The sequence below is a fragment of the Hydrogenophaga sp. UC242_50 genome (assembly GCF_042697355.1).
In the GTDB taxonomy this organism is placed as follows: Bacteria; Pseudomonadota; Gammaproteobacteria; order Burkholderiales; family Burkholderiaceae_C; genus Hydrogenophaga.
Map to the genome: position 1 here is coordinate 3,544,599 of NZ_CP170553.1, position 20,966 is coordinate 3,565,564.

At 69.0% G+C, this 20,966-nt stretch carries 16 protein-coding genes and 2 pseudogenes; 13 read left to right on the plus strand and 5 right to left on the minus strand.

The window, feature by feature from the left end; translation table 11 throughout:
• The first annotated feature begins 26 nt into the window (after positions 1-26).
• The 4 genes from ACFJGX_RS18190 (at position 27) to ACFJGX_RS18205 (ending at position 3,759) form a co-directional block, all read left to right on the plus strand.
• Complete coding sequence (locus ACFJGX_RS18190) at positions 27-1,013, plus strand: Bug family tripartite tricarboxylate transporter substrate binding protein (RefSeq protein ID WP_382326722.1); 987 nt, start codon at positions 27-29, stop codon at positions 1,011-1,013.
• Between the two features lie 6 nt (positions 1,014-1,019).
• Positions 1,020-1,988 carry a D-2-hydroxyacid dehydrogenase gene (locus tag ACFJGX_RS18195; protein ID WP_382324658.1) on the plus strand — a complete coding sequence of 323 codons (969 nt, stop codon included), beginning with the start codon at positions 1,020-1,022 and terminating at the stop codon, positions 1,986-1,988.
• A gap of 81 nt (positions 1,989-2,069) precedes the next feature.
• On the plus strand, positions 2,070-2,888 hold the full coding sequence (locus ACFJGX_RS18200) for an IclR family transcriptional regulator C-terminal domain-containing protein (protein WP_382324656.1): 819 nt from the start codon (positions 2,070-2,072) through the stop codon (positions 2,886-2,888).
• A 100-nt stretch (positions 2,889-2,988) separates the two neighbouring features.
• Positions 2,989-3,759 (plus strand): HpcH/HpaI aldolase/citrate lyase family protein, encoded by a 771-nt coding sequence (locus tag ACFJGX_RS18205; protein WP_382324654.1) that lies wholly within the window; start codon positions 2,989-2,991, stop codon positions 3,757-3,759.
• Between the two features lie 4 nt (positions 3,760-3,763).
• Here the strand turns inward: ACFJGX_RS18205 and ACFJGX_RS18210 are convergent, their stop codons facing one another.
• Complete coding sequence (locus ACFJGX_RS18210; protein WP_382324652.1) at positions 3,764-4,381, minus strand: FMN-binding negative transcriptional regulator; 618 nt, start codon at positions 4,379-4,381, stop codon at positions 3,764-3,766.
• Between the two features lie 74 nt (positions 4,382-4,455).
• On the opposite strand from ACFJGX_RS18210, the gene ACFJGX_RS18215 reads away from it, so the two are divergent.
• From ACFJGX_RS18215 to ACFJGX_RS18235, 5 genes and pseudogenes are all read left to right on the plus strand, one after another.
• Positions 4,456-5,172, plus strand: coding sequence for a patatin-like phospholipase family protein (locus tag ACFJGX_RS18215; protein ID WP_382326724.1), 717 nt, complete (start codon positions 4,456-4,458; stop codon positions 5,170-5,172).
• Positions 5,082-5,645, plus strand: a pseudogene (locus ACFJGX_RS18220) (POTRA domain-containing protein); the annotation flags it as partial. The gene ACFJGX_RS18215 and the pseudogene ACFJGX_RS18220, both read left to right, overlap by 91 nt.
• Before the next feature lie 325 nt (positions 5,646-5,970).
• Positions 5,971-6,684, plus strand: a complete 714-nt coding sequence (locus tag ACFJGX_RS18225; protein ID WP_382326726.1) for a BamA/TamA family outer membrane protein — start codon at positions 5,971-5,973, stop codon at positions 6,682-6,684.
• Between the two features lie 69 nt (positions 6,685-6,753).
• Positions 6,754-7,278 (plus strand): hypothetical protein, encoded by a 525-nt coding sequence (locus ACFJGX_RS18230; RefSeq protein WP_382326728.1) that lies wholly within the window; start codon positions 6,754-6,756, stop codon positions 7,276-7,278.
• A 43-nt stretch (positions 7,279-7,321) separates the two neighbouring features.
• Positions 7,322-8,212 (plus strand): RibD family protein, encoded by an 891-nt coding sequence (locus tag ACFJGX_RS18235; protein ID WP_382324646.1) that lies wholly within the window; start codon positions 7,322-7,324, stop codon positions 8,210-8,212.
• A 33-nt stretch (positions 8,213-8,245) separates the two neighbouring features.
• Here the strand turns inward: ACFJGX_RS18235 and ACFJGX_RS18240 are convergent.
• Positions 8,246-9,028: pseudogene (locus ACFJGX_RS18240) on the minus strand (IclR family transcriptional regulator C-terminal domain-containing protein).
• Positions 9,029-9,179: 151 nt separating this feature from the next.
• Between ACFJGX_RS18240 and pobA the strand changes: the two are divergent.
• Positions 9,180-10,370: a 4-hydroxybenzoate 3-monooxygenase gene (gene pobA / locus ACFJGX_RS18245; RefSeq protein ID WP_382324644.1), complete on the plus strand. Its 1,191-nt coding sequence runs from the start codon at positions 9,180-9,182 to the stop codon at positions 10,368-10,370.
• 103 nt (positions 10,371-10,473) lie between these two features.
• The gene (locus ACFJGX_RS18250) at positions 10,474-11,385 is read left to right on the plus strand and encodes a CoA transferase (RefSeq protein ID WP_382324642.1); all 912 of its coding nucleotides are present in this window, start codon (positions 10,474-10,476) and stop codon (positions 11,383-11,385) included.
• 30 nt (positions 11,386-11,415) lie between these two features.
• Here ACFJGX_RS18250 and ACFJGX_RS18255 read toward each other — a convergent pair whose 3' ends face one another.
• The 3 genes from ACFJGX_RS18255 to ACFJGX_RS18265 are packed head-to-tail and all read right to left on the minus strand — an operon-like array spanning position 11,416 to position 16,202.
• Positions 11,416-12,810 (minus strand): TIGR03013 family XrtA/PEP-CTERM system glycosyltransferase, encoded by a 1,395-nt coding sequence (locus ACFJGX_RS18255; protein ID WP_382324640.1) that lies wholly within the window; start codon positions 12,808-12,810, stop codon positions 11,416-11,418.
• Positions 12,807-14,876: an O-antigen ligase family protein gene (locus ACFJGX_RS18260; RefSeq protein WP_382324638.1), complete on the minus strand. Its 2,070-nt coding sequence runs from the start codon at positions 14,874-14,876 to the stop codon at positions 12,807-12,809. The genes ACFJGX_RS18255 and ACFJGX_RS18260 overlap by 4 nt, the downstream gene beginning before the upstream one ends.
• 3 nt (positions 14,877-14,879) lie before the next feature.
• Positions 14,880-16,202, minus strand: a complete 1,323-nt coding sequence (locus tag ACFJGX_RS18265; protein ID WP_291118608.1) for a UDP-glucose/GDP-mannose dehydrogenase family protein — start codon at positions 16,200-16,202, stop codon at positions 14,880-14,882.
• Between the two features lie 201 nt (positions 16,203-16,403).
• Here ACFJGX_RS18265 and ACFJGX_RS18270 point away from each other — a divergent pair, with 201 nt between their 5' ends.
• Both ACFJGX_RS18270 and ACFJGX_RS18275 read left to right on the plus strand, forming a co-directional pair.
• Positions 16,404-17,789, plus strand: a complete 1,386-nt coding sequence (locus ACFJGX_RS18270) for a hypothetical protein (RefSeq protein ID WP_382324636.1) — start codon at positions 16,404-16,406, stop codon at positions 17,787-17,789.
• A 375-nt stretch (positions 17,790-18,164) separates the two neighbouring features.
• The gene (locus tag ACFJGX_RS18275) at positions 18,165-19,067 is read left to right on the plus strand and encodes a hypothetical protein (RefSeq protein ID WP_382326730.1); all 903 of its coding nucleotides are present in this window, start codon (positions 18,165-18,167) and stop codon (positions 19,065-19,067) included.
• Positions 19,068-20,966 lie beyond the last annotated feature (1,899 nt).

The window sequence follows — 20,966 nt, forward strand, 5'->3', positions numbered from 1 at the left end:
TCTTCCATCGAGACCCGGAGACATTCATGACATCAGTTCAACGTTCCCTGCTCGGCGCGCTGGCCGGCGCCGCCCTCGCGCTGGGCACCGCCACCGCGCACGCCCAGGCGGACGACTTCCCCAACAAGCCCGTGCGCCTCGTGGTGCCCTTCGCCGCGGGCGGCACCATGGACCTGTTCGGCCGCCTCGTGGGCGGTGAAATCGGCAAGGCCCTGGGCCAGACGGTGGTGGTGGAAAACATGCCCGGCGCCGGCGGCTCCATCGCCACCGGCAACGTGGCGCGCTCCGCGCCCGACGGTTATTCGATCTGCTTCTGCGCCACCGGCAGCACCGTGATCCTGCCGCTGATGGACGCCAAGCTGCCCTACAAGGTCGCCACCGACCTGCCGCCCGTGGGCCACGTGCTGCGCATCGAGCAGACCATCCTCGTCAACGCCGAAAAAGGCGCGCCCAACCTGGCCGCGCTGGTCGGCAAGGCCAAGGGCAAGCCGGGCGGCATGTTCTACGGCACGCCGGGCAACGGCACCTCCAACCACCTGGCCGGCGAGCTGTTCAAGATCGCGGCCGGGCTGGACATCGGCACCGTGCACTACAAGGGCGAGTCCGCCGCCGTGCTGGACCTGCTCACCGGCCAGATCGACTTCATGGTGGCCTCGGTCTCCTTCGCCGACCCACAGGTCAAGTCGGGCAAGCTGCGCATCCTCGCGCTCACCGGCCCCAAGCGCGTCTCCGCCTACCCCGACGTGCCCACCATCGCCGAGTCCGGCTACCCCGGCTACGAAGCCACCACGCAGGTCGGCCTGCACGTCGCCAAGGGCACGCCGCAGGCGCGCATCGACAAGCTCAACGCCGCGATGAACACCGCGCTCAAGAGCAAGGAACTGCTGGACCGCATGGCCGCCAGCGGCGTCTCGCCCGTGGGCGGCACGCCCGACGGCTACGCCGCCTTCCTGCGCCAGGAGAACGACAAGTGGGGCAAGGTGATCAAGCAGGCCGGCATCAAGCTGGAGTAAGCCGACATGCCGACCACCCTGTTGATGCTTCCGCCCCAGATCCCCGCCACCCGCGACTGGGCGCAGCGGCTGGGCGCGGCTTTGCCCGAGCTGAAGATCGTCGTCGCCGAGACCCACGACGAGGCCCTGGCGGCCATCGCCCAGGCCGACGCCGCCGTGGGCACGCTCACGCCCGCGCTGCTGGCGGCCGCGCCGCGCCTGCGCTGGCTGCACTCGCCGCTGGCCGCACCGCCCACCGGCTATTTCTTCCCCGAGCTGGTCGACCACAGCCTGACCGTGACCAACGTGCGCGGCATCTTCAACGACCACATCAGCGCGCACATCCTGTCCTTCGTGCTGGCTTTCTCGCGCGCGCTGCACCGCTTCATCCCGCAGCAGCAGCGCGGCGAATGGCTGCAGCCGCCGCGCTACGAGGGCACGGTCTACCTGCCCGAGGCCACCGCGCTGATCGTGGGCGTGGGCGGGATCGGCGCGGAAACCGCGCGCCTGCTCGCGGCCTTCGGCGTGCGCGTGATCGGCACCGACGCGCAGCGCACCTCACCGCCCGAGGGCATGGCCGAGCTGCACCCGGCGCAGGCGCTGGACGGGTTGCTGCCGCGCGCCGATTTCGTCATCGTCACCGTGCCGCACACGCCCGAGACCGAAGGCCTGTTCGACCGCGCGCGCTTGCAGCGCATGAAGCGCGGCGCCTTCTTCATCAACATCGGGCGCGGCATGACCACGCGGCTGGACGACCTGCTCGCCGCGCTGCAGGCCGGCGAGGTGGGCGGCGCCGGGCTGGACGTGTTCGAGCAGGAACCCCTGCCCGCCGGCCACCCGCTGTGGACGCAGCCCGGCGTGTTCATCACGCCGCACGTGGCGATGTGGGGGCCCTATTACAACGAGCGCCGCTACGAGATCCTGCGCGACAACTGCGAACGCTTCCTCGCCGGGCAGGCGCTCGTCAACCGCGTCGACAAGGCGCTGTGGTACTGAGCCGGGGCCGCGCCATGGAGCTCAAGGGTATGATCCGCTCCCCCCTCCCGCCCCTGCGGGAGCGGACCGACGACGATGCCCATGGCCGACGACCCCGACGCCTCCGACGACCACCCCAGCGGATCGATCCGGGCCATCTCGCGCGCGCTGCAGATCCTGCGGATCATGAACACGCAGCCGACCTGGAGCCTGCACAGCCTGCACCTGCAGACCGCGCTGCCCAAGTCCACCATCTTCCGCATCCTGCACACGCTGCAGCTCGAAGGCTATGTGCGGCTGGAGGGCGGCGTGGGCGTCTACCGGCTCACCGAGAAAATCCTGGAGATGAGCGGCGGCTTCACCGAGAAGTCGCTGCTTGTCGAGGTCGGCTCGCCGCTGGCGCTGCGCCTGACCAAGGCCATCAAGTGGCCGGTGGCGCTGGGCGTGCTCGACGGCGACGCCATCGTGGTGCGCTACAGCGGCATGCCCTACAGCCCGATCGCCGCGCACTCCACCACCATCGGCCGGCGCCTGGGCCTGGCCGACACCGCCATGGGCCGCGCCTACCTGGCGTTCTGCCCGGAAGTGGAGCGCGAGATCCTGTTCGACATGCTGCGCGCCGCGCCCGGCGGCAGCCAGCTCGGCCACGAGGAACTGCTGCTGCAGGAACTCGCGGCCATCCGGCAACATGGCTACGCCGTGCGCCAGCCCAATCCGCAGCGGCGCACCGCCACCCTGGCCACGCCGGTGATGCACCGCACCGAAGTCGTGGGCCTCATGGGCATGACCACCTTCGGCAACCTCATGACACCGGCCACGGTGACGCAGTACGCGCCGCAACTGCAGGCGGCCGCCGCCGCCGTGAGCGAGGCCTACGCCACGCGGCTGCCGCCCAGCCCGGACACCGGCGCGCCTTTCTGACCTGCGGAAAGTCGCGCCGCGGCGCTTGCCGCGCCGGACCGGCACCATGACCATGGCGGCTTGGGCAACAACGCCCGCCATCCACAGGAAACACCGCTCGATGAAAACACGGGGCCACATCCGCCAGCGCGAACTCACACTGGGCACGTTCGTGAAAACCGACTCCCCCCAGATCACCGAGATCCTGGGCACCACCGACCTCGACTTCGTCGTGGTGGACGCCGAGCACGCGCCCTTCGACCGCCTCGCGCTGGACCGCCACATGATGGCCGGGCGCGCCGGCGGCATCCCGGTGCTGGTGCGCATCCCCGACACCGCGCCCGCCACCATCCAGTCCGTGCTCGACCTGGGCGCCGCCGGCCTGCTGGTGCCGCGCGTGGACAGCGCGGCGCAGGCCCGCGAAGTGGTCTCGCGCGCCCGCTACCGCCAGGGCAGCCGGGGCTTTTCCATCTCGCCGCGTTGCGCCGGCTACGGCACGATGCGCATGGCCGATGCGCTGGACGCGGGCGACCAGACGCTGATCCTGTGCCAGATCGAAAGCCCCGACGGCGTCACCGAGGCCTTCGACATCGCCTCCACCCCGGGCGTGGACGGCCTCTTCATCGGCCGTGCCGACCTCGCGCTGTCGATGGGCCTGGACGACAACCGCGCGCCAGCCGTGTCCGAGGCCTGCGATCGCATCATCGGGGCGGCGAAGGCGGCCGGCGTGAGCGCGGCCATGTTCGTGCCCAACGAGGCCGAGGCCCTCGCGTTCCGCGCGCGCGGCATCGACTGCTTCGTGGTCTCGTCCGACCAGTCGCTGCTGCGCCAGGCGACCCAGCAGTTCGCGGCGGCCAGCACCGCGCTGCGCCAGACCGCCGCGCGGCGCTGACGGCTCAGGCCGCCATGCCCAGCCGGCGCATCCAGCCGGCCAGCGCCTGCTCGTCGGCATTGCCGGCCTGGTAGGCCGCCAGCATGGCGGCGTGCGACTCGGGCCGGTGCTGGTTGAGCTTGACCTTGCACTGAAGCTTCGTCACCCGCAGTTCGAAAGCGGTGATGCCCTGCATCAGCTTGTGCTGGAAGTCCTCTTCCAGCCCGCGCCACTGGTCCGCGTAGGCCGGGTCGTGGTCGTGGATCAGGTGCTTGAGCAGGCGGTCCTTGTGGTCGAAGCCGTCCAGCACACGCGCCTGCACCGTGGCGTGCACCGCCAGGTAGTTCCAGGTCGGCACGCGGGCCAGATCCGGGTAGACGCGCGGCGTCATGTAGGCATGCGGCCCGAGAAAAGTCACCACCGCCTGCGGGCGCGCCGCCAGGTAGCGCCCGTGCGGGTTCGGCTTGGCGCAGTGGCCCAGCAGCGTGAGGCCACCGTCTTCCTCCAGCAGGTGCAGCGGCAGGTGGGTGACGAAGGGCAGGCCCTCGTCGTCGGTGGAGATCAGGCTGGCGAACGGGTGCGCGCGCATCAGCTCCAGGGCGATGGCGGGGTCCTTGGCAGCGAACTGGGGGGGCAGGTACATGGGGCGGCCTCTTGTGGGAACAGATCACTGTAACGCCGGTTCGCTTTCGCCACGCTCGCTCCTATCATCCGTGCATGACCCTGCGCATCGCCTTCGCACTGGTGTGGTCCCTCGCCTGTCTGAACGCCACGGCCCAGACCGGCAGCCCCGTGGCCCCGGGCAGCGGCCCGGCCGCGCAGCGCCCCCGCATCGCTCTGGTGCTCTCGGGCGGCGGCGCCCGGGGCGGCGCGCACATCGGGGTGCTCAAGGTGCTGGAAGAACTGCGGGTGCCGGTCGACATGGTCGTGGGCACCAGCGCCGGCGCCATCGTGGGCGCGGCCTACGCCACCGGGCTGCCGCTGCGCCACCATCGAAGAAGAAATGAAGGGCCTGAGCACGGCCACGCTGTTCCACGACGTGGTGCGCGACAACCTGCCGATGCGGCGCAAGGCCGACGACGCGGCCAACTACGTCGGCCCCGAGATGGGCCTGGGCCCGCATGGCCTCTCGCTGCCCAAGGGCGCGGTGGCCGGCGTGGCGCTGGAGGCCGTGCTGCGCCGCCTCACGGCGCGCCAGCGCAGCGTGAACTTCAACCACTTCCCGGTGCCCTTCCGGGCCATCGCCACCGACCTCGCCACCTCCGAGATGGTGGAGCTCGACCACGGCAGCCTCACCCAGGCCGTGCGCGCGAGCATGCGCAATCCCGGCCGTCATCAGCCCGGTGGAGCTCGACGGCCGCCTGCTGGTGGACGGTGGCGTCACGCGCAACCTGCCGGTGGACGTGGCGCGCCGCATGGGCGCGGACATCGTGATCGCGGTCAACATCGGCACGCCGCTGCTGCGCCGGGAGGACATCACCTCCCTGCTCTCGGCCTCCGAGCAGATGCTGCGCATCCTCACCACGACCAACGTCGCGCAGTCGCTCAAGGAGTTGGGCCCGCGCGACGTGCTCATCACGCCCGACCTCAGCCGCGTGAGCAGCAGCGACTTCGACCACCTCTCCGACGCCGCCCGGGCCGGCGAGGCCGCCGCGCGCGCGGCCAGCGCGACCCTGGCCGCCCACGGCCTGAGCCCGGCCGAATTCAGCGCGCTGCTGGCAGCGCGCGAGGCGGCGCAGGATCCCGGCGGGCAGCGCATCGACGCCATCCAGGTCAGCGGCACGCAGCGCGTGAACCCGCAGGCCGTGCTCGACGGCATGCAGACCCAGGCCGGCCAGCCGTTCGACGCGAACCGCGTGGACCAGGACCTGCAACGCCTGTACGGCTGGGGCGACTTCGAGGCGGTGAGCTACACCTTCAGCGAAGAACCCGGCCAGGGCCGCGTGCTCACCGCCCGCGTCACCGAAAAGTCCTGGGGCCCGCACTACCTGCGCTTCGGCCTGGGCCTCTCGTCCGACTTCGCCGGCGGCTCCTTCTTCAACCTGCTGGCGCACCCACCGCGCCACCTGGCTCAACCGCCTGGGCGCCGAATGGCGCAACGACATCCAGATCGGCCAGACCGACCGCCTGCGCACCGAGTGGTTCCAACCCCTGCATCCCACGCAACGGTTTTTCGCGGCGGCCCACCTGGGCGGCGAGCGCAGCCCCTTCGAGCTGTTCAGCGACGAGGGCGTGCGCGTGGCGCGCTTCCGGCTGGAGCACTACGGCTACGGCGCCGACCTGGGCCTGCAGCTCGGCACGCAGGGGCAACTGCGCCTCGGTGTGCAGCGCGGCCGCGTGCGCCTGCAGAACGACACCAGCCTGCTGCCGCCCGGCCTGTTCGAGGCCGACGCCGACACCGCCGCCCTGATGCTGCGCCTGCAACTGGACACGCTGGACAACGTGCGCTTTCCGCGCGCGGGCTACGCGCTGGACGTGAAGCTGCACCAGTCGCAACCGCGCTGGGGCGCGAGCGACGACTACCGCAAACTCTCCGCCGCGTTCCGCACGGCGGTGGGCTTCGGCCGGCACGCGCTGGAGTTCTCCGCGCAGGGCGTGAAAGCCAGCGGCGGCACCCTGCCCGCCTACGAGACCTCCTTCCTGGGCGGCTTCCAGCGCCTCTCGGGCTACAAGACCAACGAGGTCTTCGGCAACGAATTCGTGCTCGGCCGCGTGAACTACAGCCACCGACTCACCAACGTGGGCTTCCTGGAAGGCGCCTATGCCGGCGTCTCGCTGGAAGCCGCGCGCATCGGCGACACGGCGTTCGGCCCGCAACGCGAGAAGAGCCGCTACGGCTTCGCCGTCTACCTCGCCATGGACACCCCCCTGGGCCCGGTTTACCTGGCCCTGGGGCGCGGCGACCACCGCCGCCACGCGGCCTACTTCTACCTGGGGCAGCCCTGACCACTGCCATACCGCCATGGACCTCCTGAACCACCCCGCCTTTCAAAGTCTTGTGCTGCCCCTGCTGCTGTGCATCGGCGGCGTGGCGGCCCTGCTGCGCACCACCGGCCGAACCGGGCCGCGCTCGGCGCCGCCCTGGGCCTGCTGGTGGCGCTGGCCTGGTTTCCCGGTTTCGACTGGCCGGCCACCGCGCGCGCGCAGAAGCTGCCCTGGGTCGCGCTCGCGGGCACGGTGATCGCGGCGCTGCTCCTGTGGCGAGCGGCCCGGGGTCTGCCCACCCCGCGCCCCTGGTGGCGCGGCATCGCCCTGGCCGCCGTGCTCACCGTGGCCTGCCTGGGGCTGGCGGCGGCGGCGGGGCTCGGGGGATCGCTGCTGCTGGCCCAGCTGGCGCTGATGGTGGCGGTGACCACCGCCGTGCCGGGCCTGTGGTCGTGGTGGCGGCCCTCGTCCGGGCTGTGGATGGCACCGGCCGCCCTGCTGCCCCAGTTGCTGGCCGCGCTGTGGATCGCGGCCGCCCTGCCCATGGCGCCGTGGAACGCCGGGGCCGCCGACACCGCCACCGACGACCTCTACTACACCCCGCAGTGGAAATGACCCCACGCCCCGGGACCCCGCGCTCAATGCGATGATGGCCGCCATGCCATCACCCACGGACGCCACGACCGCCCAGGACATCCCCGCCGACTGGCCCGCGCTCTGGCAACAGATGCTGCAGGCCCGCACCACGGGCCAGGCCGCGCCGCCGCTGCGCTGGTGCGCGCAGCAAGGCTGGCAACTGGCGCCAGTGGGCGACGCGCGAAGCGCCGAGCTGTTCACGCTCTACAAGCCCTTGCTCGATGCGCGCCAGGCCGGGGGCGGCGCGCCCTGGGCCGTGGCCCAGCTCGGCCAGAGCCTGGACGGTTTCGTCGCCACCGTCACCGGCGACTCCTACTACGTGAACGGCCCGCACTGCCTGCTGCACCTGCACCGCCTGCGCGCGCTGTGCGACGCGGTGCTGGTCGGTGCCGGCACGGTCGCCATCGACAACCCGCAGCTCACCACGCGCCGCGTGCCCGGCCCGCAGCCGGTGCGCGTGGTGGTGGACCCGGCCGTGCGGCTGGACGGCCAGTCGCGCGTGTTCCGCGATGCGCAGGCCCCGTCCCTCTGGGTCTGCGACGCGCGGCACGCCGCGCTGGCCCGCGAGCGCCTGGGCAGCGCCCCCGCCGAGGTGCTGGCGGTGGACGGCCTGCTCGACGACAGCGGTGAGGGCTACCGCCCCGCGCTCGTCGCGCGGGCGCTGGCCGCGCGCGGCCAGCGCGTGCTGTTCGTCGAAGGCGGCGGCATGACCGTGTCGCGCTTCTTCACGGCTGGTGTGCTCAGCCGCCTGCACCTCATCATCGCGCCCGTGCTGATCGGCCAGGGCCGGCGCGGCCTGCGCGCGCCCGCGCACGACGTGATGGCCGACTGCCCCCGCCCGCCCACGCGCACCCTGCCGCTGGGCGAGGACATGCTGTGGGACCTGGACCTCAGCGGCTCGAGCCGCGCGTGAAGTCCCACCCGGACAGGGGCATGGTGGGCGCGCTCAGAGCAAGGGCCGCAGCTCGCGCGCCGCGTCCAGCAACAGCGGCAGCAAGTCCTTCTGGAACACCGGTCCCTCGAAACGATCGGGCGCGGCCACCACGTTGAGCGCCGCGACCGTGCGGCCCTGCATGTTGCGCAGCGGCACGGCCAGCGCGAACACACCCAACTCGTGCTCCTCTCGCGCAATGGCGATGTCATCGCTGCGCACTTGCGCGATGACGGCGCGAAAGGCCTTGTGTTCCACGGTGGTGTGCGGCGTCAGCCGGGGCAGCTCGCGGCCCTTGAGCCAGGCGGCGAACTCGGCGCGCGGCAGGCCCGCGAGCAGCACGCGGCCGGTGGAGGTGGCGTGCGCGGGCAGGCGCGCACCGAGGTGCAAGCCATAGGCCATGAGCCGCTGCGCACCCCAGCGAAACATTGCGCGCCACGATCACGACCTGGTCGCCGTCGAGCACGGCGGCCGAGTACGACTCGCGCGTCTGCGCCGCGAGCCGGTTCAAGGTGGGCTGCAGCAGGCGCGGCAGGCGCGCAGAAGCCAGGTAGCTGCCCGAGAAGCGCAGCACCTTGGGCGAGAGCCAGTAGTGGCTGCCGTCGGACTCCAGGTAACCGAGGTGCGCCAGGGTCAGCAGGTGCCGGCGCGCCGCAGCGCGCGTGAGACCCGCGCGCTCAGCGGCCTGGGTGGCGTTGAGACGCTGGCGCTCGGTGTCGAAGCTCTCCAGCACCGCCATGCCCTTGGCATGCCTTCGATGAAATCGGCTTTCGCCATGGGAGGGGGGGCTGTGCTCATGGGTCGATTATGCCCAGGGGCATCCGAATTTGCGCGGTGATCGCGCAAGACTTTCGATCATCGCGCAAAGGCGTCTGCGCACCGTTGCGCTGGCGGGGCCCCGTTTTTAAGCTGCGTTCGTTGCACTTCACGCCATTCCAGGAGACACCCCATGCGAACCCAGGTCGCCATCATCGGCGCCGGCCCCTCCGGCCTGCTGCTCGGACAGCTGCTGCACAAGGCCGGCATCGACAACATCATCGTCGAACGCCAGAGCGGCGAATACGTGCTCGGCCGCATCCGCGCCGGCATCCTCGAGCAGATCACCACCGACCTGCTGCGCGAGGTGGGCGTGGGCGAGCGCCTGGACGCCGAAGGCACGGTGCACCACAGCATCGAACTGGTGTTTGCCGGCACCCGCCATGCCATCGACGTGCACGGCCTGACCGACGGCAAGGTCGTGACCGCCTACGGCCAGACCGAACTCACGCGCGATCTCATGGAGGCGCGCAGCGCCGCCGCGCTGCCCACCGTGTACGAGGCCGCGAACGTGGAGGTGCTGGACTACGACAGCGACCACCCCAAGGTGCGCTACCAGAAGGATCGCCAGACGCACGAGATCGAGTGCGACTTCATCGCCGGCTGCGATGGCTTTCACGGCGTGTGCCGCGCCAGCGTGCCCAAGGGCGCCATCACCGAGTTCGAGAAGGTCTACCCTTTCGGTTGGCTCGGCGTGCTGGCCGATGTGCCACCGGTCTCGCCCCACGCCATCGTCTACGCCAACAGCGAACGCGGCTTCGCCCTGTGTTCCATGCGCAGCCTCACGCGCAGCCGCTACTACGTGCAGTGCCCGCTGGACGACAAGGTCGAGGACTGGAGCGACCAGCGCTTCTGGGACGAGCTGCGCCTGCGGCTCGACCCCGAGATGGCGTCGCGCGTGATCACCGGCCCGACCATCGAGAAGAGCATCGCGCCGCTGCGCAGTTTCGTCGCCGAGCCGATGCGCTTCGGCCGCATGTTCCTCGCGGGCGACGCGGCGCACATCGTGCCGCCCACCGGCGCCAAGGGCCTGAACCTGGCCGCCAGCGACGTCAAGTACCTCTCGGGCGCGTTCATCGAGTACTACAAGGACAAGACCTCCGCCGGCATCGACACCTATTCCGAGCGCTGCCTGCGCCGCGTCTGGAAGGCCGAACGTTTCTCGTGGTGGCTGACCTCGTTGATGCACCGCTTCCCCGACACCGCGGGCTTCGGCCAGAAGATCCAGGAGGCCGAGCTCGACTACGTCGTGAACTCGGTCTCGATGTCGCGCTCGCTGGCCGAGAACTACGTGGGCCTGCCGCTGAACTTCGGCGAACGCTGAATCAGCGCACCCCAGGAAGACGGGCGACGGTGTCGCCCGTTGGCGCATCGGCGGCCGGGCTTGCGGGTACATTGCGGCGACGACCTTCCACAGCCCGACCGACATGAGTTCCTCCCCCCGCCCTGTCCCCGCCCTCCAGCCGCTGCGCGGCGTTCGTGTGCTCAGCCTCGCGCTGAACCTGCCCGGCCCAGCCGCCTTCATGCGCCTCAAGGCCATGGGTGCGCGCTGCGTCAAGGCCGAGCCGCCGGCCCCCAAGGGCGCCCCGGCAGGCAGCTCGGGCGACCCCATGGGGCAGTACAACGCCCGCGCCTACGCGACCCTGCACGATGGCATCCGCGTCATCTCGATCGATCTGAAGTCCGAGAAGGGCCAGGCGGCGCTGCACAAGGAACTGGCGCGCACCGACGTGCTGCTCACCTCCTTCCGCCCTTCGGCGCTGGAGAAGCTGCAACTCGGCTGGAAGGGCCTGCACAAGCGCCACCCTGGGCTCTCGGTGGTGGCGATCGTGGGGGCACCCGGTGCCCGGGCGGAAGAGCCCGGCCACGACCTCACCTACCTCGCGGACGCGGGCCTGGTCACCGGCCTGGACCTGCCGGCCACGCTGTTCGCCGACATGGGGGGCGCACTCATGGCCAGCGAAGCCGTGCTCAAGGCCGCGCTGGTCCAGAAGACCCAGGGCAAATCAAGCTTCCAGGAGGTTGCGCTGTCGGGCGCGGCCGAGTGGCTCGCCCTGCCCCGAACCTGGGGCCTCACCCAGCCTGCCGGTGCGGTGGGCGGCGCCCATGCGGGCTACCGCGTCTACCCCTGCAAGGACGGCCGCGTGGCCGTGGCGGCCCTGGAGCCGCATTTCGCTGCCGCGCTGTGCGCCGCAGCGGGTCTGCCGGCGTCGGACCTGCGCTCGTTGTTCAAGCCGGAGACGCACGCCGCGATCGCGGCCTTCCTTCAGGGCCGGACGCGAAAGCAGCTGGAGCGGCTGGCTGGGGAGAAGGACATTCCGCTGCACACGCTGGCCTGACCCCGGCCAGCGAACGGAACGCCCAGGCGCTTACTGCGCGCCCTTGCCTGTGAGCACCACGCCGACGGTTTCGAAGATGACCACGAGGTCGAGAAACAGCGAGTGGTTCTTCACGTAGTAGAGGTCGTACTGCAGCTTCTCCGCCGTGTCTTCCACGGTGGAGCCGTACTGATAGCGCACCTGCGCCCAGCCGGTGACGCCGGGCTTGACGCTGTGGCGCACCGCGTAGAACGGAATCTCCTGCGTGAGCTTCTCGACGAAGAAGGCGCGCTCGGGGCGCGGGCCGACCAGACTCATGTCACCGTTGAGCACGCTGAAGAGCTGCGGCAGTTCGTCGATGCGCAGCTTGCGAATCACTTTGCCCACGCGCGTGACGCGGCTGTCGCCCGCGGTCGCCCAGCGGGGAATGCCGTCCTTCTCCGCGTCGGTGCGCATGCTGCGGAACTTCACGACGTTGAAGGGCTTGTTGTTCAGACCCACACGCTCCTGCTTGTACAGGATGGGCCCAGAGCTCTCCAGCTTGATGATGAGCGCCGTCACCAGCATGATGGGCAGGGCCAGCAGGATCAGCACGACCGCGCCCGCGATGTCGAACAGGCGTTTGATGGTGGTGCGCAGGAAACCCTGGTCGAAGCCTTCGCCGAAGATAAGCCAACCGGCCGACACCGCATCGAGGCGGATCTGGCCGAGGTTCTGCTCGAAGTAGGTGGCGATGTCGGTCACGCGCACGCCCGCGAGCTTGCAATCGAGCAGCTCGCGCATGGGCATGCTGCCGCCGCGGCGCTCGGAGAGCGCAATCACGATCTCATGGACGCCCTTCTCGGCGACCACCTCGGTGAGCGACTGGCCCGGCTGCAGCGTGCCCCAATTTGTCACGAGGTGCTCGCGCTCATTGGGGCTGGCGAAATAGCCGCAGAGCTCGGCGCTCGATGAGGCCTTGATCAGGCTTTGCCCGACCGCTTGCGCTTTCGCGCCGGTGCCGTACACCAGCACCTTGCGGCGCGTGAGCGACTTGGGCAGGAACTCGCCGGTGAGCACCTGGATGACCAGCAGCAGGCCGGTGGCCATCATCACGATCACCACGGCCCAGGTGTGCCCGTAGAACGCCTTCATGGGCAGCAGCAGCAGCACGCCCACCACGATCAGGCCCATCATCATGAACGAGACCAGCACGCGGGCGCGCAACTGCGTGTTGTTGAACACGCTGCCCCGTTCGTACAGGCCCAGGGCCGAGTTGACCGCCAGGAAACCCATGCTCATGAGCAAGGCACGGAACAGGCCTTGTCCAATCTGCACGGCGGTCAGGTCTTCCGCGTCGGAAAGAAACACCAGGGTCGCCATGAACGCCGCGCTGATCAGGAGCAGGTCCATGAACATCTGCAGCAGCGTGCGGCGATCGAAGTAGTGGTTGAATAGCTTGATCAAACTTCTTTTTCCTGTAATGGCCCCGGGGGCTGTGCACGGCTCGGGCGCCCGTCCGAGAATACCGCCGACACCCCCTTCTGACGTTCTGTTACATAACGTGAATATTGCGGAATTCGGCGGAAGTGTGATGTTGTCAACAGGATCAGCAGCAGCATAAAAGCGATGCGCGGCAATTCGGTGACGCTGATGACCAGGCCGAGCACGCCCATGGCCGAGAGCGAGCCGGCCAGCGCCAGGGCCAGCGGATCCCCCGCCTTGAGGCCTTGAGCCACGCAGCGCCACGCCCACGCGGCCAGCAGGCCCAGCACCAGCCAGCCCAGCAGGCCGCGCTCGATGAGGATTTCCAGGTACAGGTTGTCCATGTGCCAGGGCTTGAAGCTGCTCTGCGCGGCGGGGAACCAGTAGCGCAACCCGGCCGAGAAGTCCGCGTTTTTCAGGATCTGCACGCCTTGCGGGTCCAGCAACTCCACCGCATGAATGCGGGCCGCGTGCCCGGTGCTCAGCACCGTCAGCGCGAACATGCCGTCGCGCCAGGACACTGCACGGCTCGCGTCCGAAAAGACCTGGCCCGACAGAGGGATGTCGTGCCACTGGGCCGCATCCGTGACGGCGGCTTCGGGCCTCACGTGCTTCCACTGGCATCGGAAGTCGTACAGCAGGTGCCGTTCGCACACGCTGAACAGCAGCACCACCGGGGCGTCGGTCTCGTAGCGGACCCGCACGCGGTAGTGCCCTTGTGGGGCCAGCGGGATGCGCTGGGTGAGACCGAAGTCGTAGGCGGCCTCCTGGCGCGTCGGCGGCCCCGAGAGCACCACCTGCCCGGCGCCTGCGGCGTCGCGCCGCCAACGCGCCTGCCCGGGAAACTCGCCATCCGGCACGCGCGCGCTGTAGTGCGCGGGCAGGCGCCCCGCGCCCAGGCCCAGCACCCAGTCGGCGGGCGTGCGCAGCAGGCCCAGCCCGCTCTGCCAGTGCGCCACGCGGTCCACCAGATCGGTTTCCGACTGCGCAAGCCGGCCTGTCATGAACGAGTGCCCACCGAGCACCCACACCGCCTCCGCCAGCAGCGCGAACACCAACACCCGCAGCGCCCAGCCGCGCCGCTGCCCGCCGGACGCCGGCTGGATCTGGCAGCGCCTGGCCACGATCGCCATCACCATCAGCGAGACGGTGACCGCGAGGTACAGCCCTCGGGAATACGTGGTGAGCACCGCGTAGGTGCCCAGGACGGCCAGGACCGCCGCGCAGGCCCAGCGCCAGCCGCCCGGCGCCAGCCAGACCGCCCAGAACGCCAGGGGCACGGCCATCGCCAGGTAGGCGTCGATGGCGCCGCCGCCCACGTGCATTTCCCAGAAGTTCGCCACCGTGCGGTAGGAGTCGGAGAAATTCAGCACACCGACGTACCGCCCGCGCTCCCACAGCACGAGCACGCAGACCCAGGCCAGCCCGCAGAGCAGGCCCGCGAGGGTGAAGCGCGCCATCTCCCGCTGCCGCTCGACCGGCACCCGCCGCAGCACGGGATACAGCAGCAGCGCCCAGAGCAGGCTTTTGGACACGCGCAGCGGGTTGAAGGCGCTGGCGTAGTCCGCGTGCAGCGCCTGCAACCAGCCGTCGCCCGAGGCCCAGCCGGCCGCCACCGCCCGCGCGCTGACACCGGCGTCCCGCAGCCCGATGAACAGGCTCAACAGCGCGGAGGCACCCAGCGCGACGAGCAGCCCGACCCACACCCGATCGGCCTTGAACTGGGTCTCGCTGGATGAAGAGGATGCCGCACGGCCAGAGAAGGCCTCGAACCCGGACCGCGCATGCGCGCCGGCCAGCACCGCGAGCACCAGCAGGTCGAATTCGTCGATCAGCCACCAGCCCGTGGAGGGCGCCAGGCTGGCCACGGGCAGGAGCATGGCCAGCAGTCCCCCGATGGTCCAGGGCCGCCAGGCGGCGGCACCCATGCACAGGCACAAGGCGCCCACCAGGAGCGCGGGGGCCAGGGGATGTTGAACGGCCAGACCCAGGCAGGTCAGTGCCGCGAGGGCGCCCAGGATCAGCGCGCCTGATCGCGGGCGCGCCATGGCTCAGCGCCCGATGGGCAGGTAGTCGAAGCCCTGGCTGCGCACCCAGGCCGGGTCGTACAGGTTGCGCCCGTCCACGATCAGGGGCTGTTTGAGCTTGGCCTTGATCAGGTCGAAATCGGGACTGCGGAACTCCTTCCACTCGGTCACGATGATCAGCGCGTCCGCCCCTTCCAGGGCCTCGTTGGGGTTCTGGGCGTAGCGCACGCGGGATTCGTCGCCCAGCACGCGCTGGGCTTCGTGCATCGCAACCGGGTCGTAGGCCGTGGCGGTGGCGCCGGCAGCCAGCAGATCGGCCAGCAGCTCCAGGCTCGGCGCTTCGCGCATGTCGTCGGTGTTGGGCTTGAAGGCCAGGCCCCACACGGCGAAGTGGCGCCCCTTCAGGTCCGCGCCCAGCTTGCGCTTGATCTTGTCACCCAGCACATGCTTCTGCGCATCGTTGGCCGCCTCCACCGCGGTCAGCACCTTCAGGTCCAGGCCGCCTTCGTCCGCCGCCGTCTTGATCAGGGCCTTGACGTCTTTCGGGAAGCAGGAACCGCCGTAACCAGCGCCCGGGTACAGGAAGTGGTAGCCGATGCGCGGATCGGAGCCGATGCCCTGGCGAACGCTCTCGATGTCGGCGCCCAGCTTCTCCGCCAGGTTCGCCAGCTCGTTCATGAAGCTGATGCGCGTGGCCAGCATGGCGTTGGCCGCGTACTTGGTGAGTTCGGCGCTGCGCACATCGGTGACGATCAGGCGCTCGCGGTTGCGCTGGAACGGCGCGTACAGCGCGCGCATGAGGTGCACCGCCTGCTCGTCGTCGGCGCCCACGATGATGCGATCGGGCCGCATGAAGTCCTCGACCGCCGCGCCTTCCTTGAGGAACTCGGGGTTGGACACCACGGCGTAAGGCGTGTCGACGCCGCGCTTCTGCAGCTCCTCGGCAATCGCTTCCTTCACGCGGTCGGCCGTGCCCACGGGCACCGTGCTCTTGTCCACCACCACCTTGTAGTCGGTCATGCGCTGGCCGATGCTGCGCGCCGCGGCCAGCACGTAGCGCATGTCGGCCGAACCGTCCTCATCGGGTGGCGTGCCCACCGCGATGAACTGGATGGTGCCGTGGTGCACGGCGCGGTCGACGTCGGTGGTGAAGTGCAGCCGCCCCGCCGCCACGTTGCGTTTGACCATCTCCTGCAGCCCGGGCTCGTAGATGGGAATGCCGCCCTCCTCGAGGATGCGGATCTTGTCGGGATTCAGATCCAGACAAAGCACATCGTTGCCCACCTCCGCCAGGCAGGCCCCGCTGACCAGACCTACATAACCCGTCCCTACCACAGTGATTTTCATGATGATTTTTCTCAGGCCGATAGATTCACAAAGCGCTCATCATAGCGACCGAACAAGTCGTTTTCAGCATTGAAATGCAGTCATAACGTTGCATTCGACACGCTCGCGGCTATCATGACCCGGACACAGAAACGGGGAACTCCATTGAAACCGAGGCGCAGATGGTTGTGGTTCGCTGCGTCAGGCCTGCTGGTTTTCCTCATGGCCGCCACAGCCTTTCTGGTGAGCGACCGGGGGCGGCGCCTGTACGCCGAGGCCAGTTCCCGGAGTCCGCAGGAGCTGATCCGCCATGCACAGCACCGGCTGGAAGGCCACCGCGTCCTGGAGGGCTTGCTTCTTCCAGGACTGCATGCCCTGCAGCGGCGCTGGGAAAGGACACCGCCACCGGGACCTTTGCCCACGCTCGGCAAAGGCCAGCAGAGGGTCTCCATGGCGCCCGCGGTGCCCGAAGCCGGCACGGTGATCCGCGTGGACACGGCCACCGGCCTGGCACAGGCTCTCCGGGAGGCCGGCCCCGGCACCCACATCGTCATCGCCCCTGGCCGATACAGCGTCAACAAGACCCTGCGGCTCGGGCAGGACGGCCGCGCACAGGCCCCCATCCTGGTGAGCGCCCTGGTGCCTGGCAGCGTCCAGCTGGACTTCACCCAGGTGGCGGGCATCCAGATCGACCGGCCCTACTGGGCCTTCGAAAACCTCAACATCCGCGGCGCCTGCGCGCGCGAACACGACTGCGAGCACGCCTTCCATGTGGTGGGTCGCGGTGCCTTCGCCACGCTGCGCAACAACCACGTGCAGGACTTCAATGCGCACATCAAGGTCAACGGCCTGGACGGCGAGTGGCCCGACCACGGCCTGGTGGCCTTCAACACCCTGACCAACCGCGCCACCCGGCAAACCGACAGGCCGGTCGTGATGCTCGACCTCGTCGGCGCCAGCCATTGGAAAGTGCAGGACAACCTGGTCACGAACTTCGCCAAAGGCCAGGGCAACCGGGTCGCGTATGGGCTGTTCATGAAGGGCGCCAGCGAAGGTGGGCGCATCGAACGCAACCTCGTGATCTGCTCGCCCACGGACGTGTCGCGCCCGGGCGAGCGGGTGGGCATCTCGTTCGGCGGGGGTGGCACCCAACCGGCGGCGGTGTGCCGCTCGGACGGCTGCGCGACCTTCGAGCACCGCCACGGGCTGGCCGCCAACAACATCGTGGCGCACTGCAACGACGCCGGGCTCGACATCAACCGCGCCAGCGACATCGTGCTGGCCCACAACACCCTGATCAACACGGCGGGCGTCTCCGCCCGACGGGCCCCGACACAGGCCCGCCTGCTCAGCAACCTGTTCGAAGGAAACATTTCGGAGCGGGATGGCGCGGCTTTGGGCCTCGAATGGAACACCCAAGCGCCGATGGCGCAGGTTTTCGTGAACCCGGATGCCTTACTTCTCCAATGGTTCGAGCCGCCGGAAACAATACCTTCGCGGACCTTTGTAACCAATGATTTCCGGGGCCTCGCGAGGCGGGACGCCACGCTGCCGGGCGCGCTGGAGCAGGATTTCCCAGTGAAACCCGCACCGGTCTCCGCGAATTGACGCCACGCCGCCCGAGCGGTCACTCTGACGGCAAGAAGTGCAACTCGTAACACGTGGCAACAGGGTTGTAGGGCGAGTCCTACGACAATAAGGGCTGCGGGGCATTTGGCGTGCCAGCCATTCCCTGGTTTCCCGGCCACGACTCCAAAGCGCTTGGGCGCTCGGTCAGGTCGGGTTTTTTGTGCCATCGGCATTTCACGAGGTGGGTCCATGCTCCCGCATGTCGTTCTGGACGGTGTGCCTGTCGGTCAACGCTCCAACCGCTGAAATGCCGCCCGTAAAGTCAACCGACGCACTTTTTTCGTGAACGTGGTCACAAGCCACCGACATTTTCGACCGTTCGTTCCCGCCAGCACACCTCTCACCGGCATCGCCATGAACCCTTCCAAGACCCCCGCCATCCGCGACGCCAAGTGGCTCTCCGTGCTTTTCATGATGGCGGCCATCTCGGGTTGTGGTGGCGGTGGCGGTGGTGGTACCGCATCGGCGCAAACCCCCGGCGAGACCGTGACCTCGACGCCCGCACCGGCACCGGCACCGGCGCCCTCGATCTTCCCGCGTCCTCCGGCACCCGCCCCTGCACCAGCCCCCTCCCCGGCTCCCGCGCCTGCTCCCGCACCGGCTCCAGCACCAGCCCCCGCCGCTGGCGTCGGTGGCCTGGCCTGCGCGGCCAACGCCATCACCTGCGTGGAAGTCTCCACCGGCACGGCCTCCAGCGCCCTGCCCATCACCTTCGGCCAGCCCTTCAAGGCCGGCGCCGTGCAAGCCAACCAGGGCCTGGTGCGCACCGACAGCAGCGGCGCGAGCGTGCCCCTGCAGATGGATGAGGTGACCTCCCACCGCGACGGCTCCCTGCGCTTTGCCGTCCTCAGCGCCAAGGTCAGCAACCTCGCTGCCAACCAGCCCAAGCTGATCAACCTCTTCGCCGGTGCCAAGTCCTCGGCCACCCAGACCATCCCCGCCAGCCCCGACTGGAACCTCGAACTCGAGGCCAAGGTCTACAACGGCAGCACCCTGGTCTCCACCCTGGGGCGCAAGCCCCAGGACCTGCTCAAGCAGCAGATCGCCCAGGGCTCGGGCCGCCGCCTCAACGGCAGCGCTGCGCACCGAGTACACCGTGGTCGCGCCCTTCAAGGACAGCGCCAGCAACGCCGAGCACCCCCACCTCTCGGCCCGGCTGCACACCCGCCTGTACGACGGCGGCGCCAGCATCCGCACCGACATGGTCCTGGAGAACAACTGGACCTTCAAGGCCAACCCGGGCAACCTCACCTATGAGCTGACCGTGCGCCGCAACGGCCAGGTCGTGCACACCCAGCCGCGCATCACGCACAACTACCAGGCGCGCTGGCACAAGGTGCTCTGGACGGGCAACACGCTGCCCCAGTACCGCGTGCGCCACCACATGCCGTACTTCCTGGCCAGCAAGGCCACCTGGAACTACGACCTGAGCGTCAAGATTCCTGAGTCGGTCCTGGCCGACGAGGCCCGCGTGCTGGCCAGCTCGAACACCGCGCCCATGGGCCCGGCCATGCTGGTGCCGTACTTCCCCACCACCGGTGGTCGCTCGGAGATCGGCCCGCTGCCGCGCTGGACCGCGCTGTACCTCATCACCCAGGACGACCGCGCCCGCGCCAGCATGCTGGCCAACGCCGATGCCGCCGCCAGCGTGCCCGTGCACTACCGCGACGAGGGTTCCGGCCAGCCGCTGGATGTGCAGCGCAACCCCAACGTGTCGGTGCGTTTCGGTGAGTCTTCGCCCAAGCTGCCCACGCCGACAGGCACCACGATCTACACGCCGGACACCGCCCATCAGGCCTCGTTCGCCTACATCCCCTACCTGATCACGGGCGATGCCTTCTACCTGGACGAAGCCATGTTCTGGGCCAGCTGGAACATCGCCGGGGTCGACCCGTTCTACCGCGAAGGCACCAAGGGCCTGATTTACGGCAACGAGGAACGTGCCCAGTCCTGGGCCCTGCGCTCCATCGACGAGGCCTCGCGCATCGTGCCCGACAACCACCCCATGAAGTCGTACTTCCAGACCCGGTTCGCCAACAACCTGAACTGGTACGTGCAGAACTACCCGCAGAACGCCAACGCGGCCGCCCGCTCGCCCTTCGGCGCCATCAAGAGCCCGTGGGACACCAAGAAGGCAGGCCCCTGGCAAAACGACTTCATGACGCTGGTGCTCACGCAGATCGCCGAGGACGGTGACCCGCAAGGCCGCGCCATGCTGAACTGGATCACCCGCTTCACCGTCGGCCGCTTCCTGAACGAAGCCAACGGCTTCTGCGTGGCCAAGGCCCCGGGCTACTGGTGGGACGTCACCGACTCGGGCAACCAGTTCTTCAGCAGCTGGAAGACCTTGTTCGACACCAACTACGCCAGCCTCAAAAACACCCCGTGCGCCGGCATGGCGATCACCGAAGGCTCACCGGACCGCGTGGACGACTACGCCGCCTACGCCCGCGCCATGCTGGCCGCCACCAGCAGCGCCGGTGTCACCGGTGCCAGCACCGCCTACGCCACCTGGAAGTCCATGACCCCAAGGATGGACGCGGGCTTCGCCAGCGACCCCACCTGGGCCATCGTTCCGCGCTGAGCGGGCGACAGCGGCGGTCCACCCCAGCGGGTGGGCCCTGCTCATCAGCGCCGCCCAGCCTCTGGACCGTGGCGCGAATTTTCCTGTGAATGCGGCCGTTGGCCGCCCATCCCTCAACGTCCGCTCGTTGACGGGGAATTCCTTGCGCATTGCCCGCTAACACGCGGCTTCGAAATGCCGTCACCGGAATTCTTTCTTTCATATTCTTTCAACTCACCCCCTTTCCCGGAACGGAAAAGGATGGCCCAATCCTTTCAACGGGCAAAAACCACCTTCTGGCGGTTTTGGCTAATGTTTCATTATTTCGATCCGATAAGTCAACCTTAATTTAATTGCACCATTTTCCGAATTGGCGCATTCAATGCGCCTGATGCTCAGTGCGGCGCCTCCCGTGGGGAAACCACGATTGAGGCAACCAACTTTCCCGCTAGGCAAATCGCCCGGCACGCGCTGCCAGGCCATTCCACCTGGGCTTCTCGAAAAAAAGAAGTCACAGCCGTGAAATGGCAACGGGAAGTTAATAAAACACCCCAATCATTTCAACATGTTTCGCGACATGCATCACGAATGCC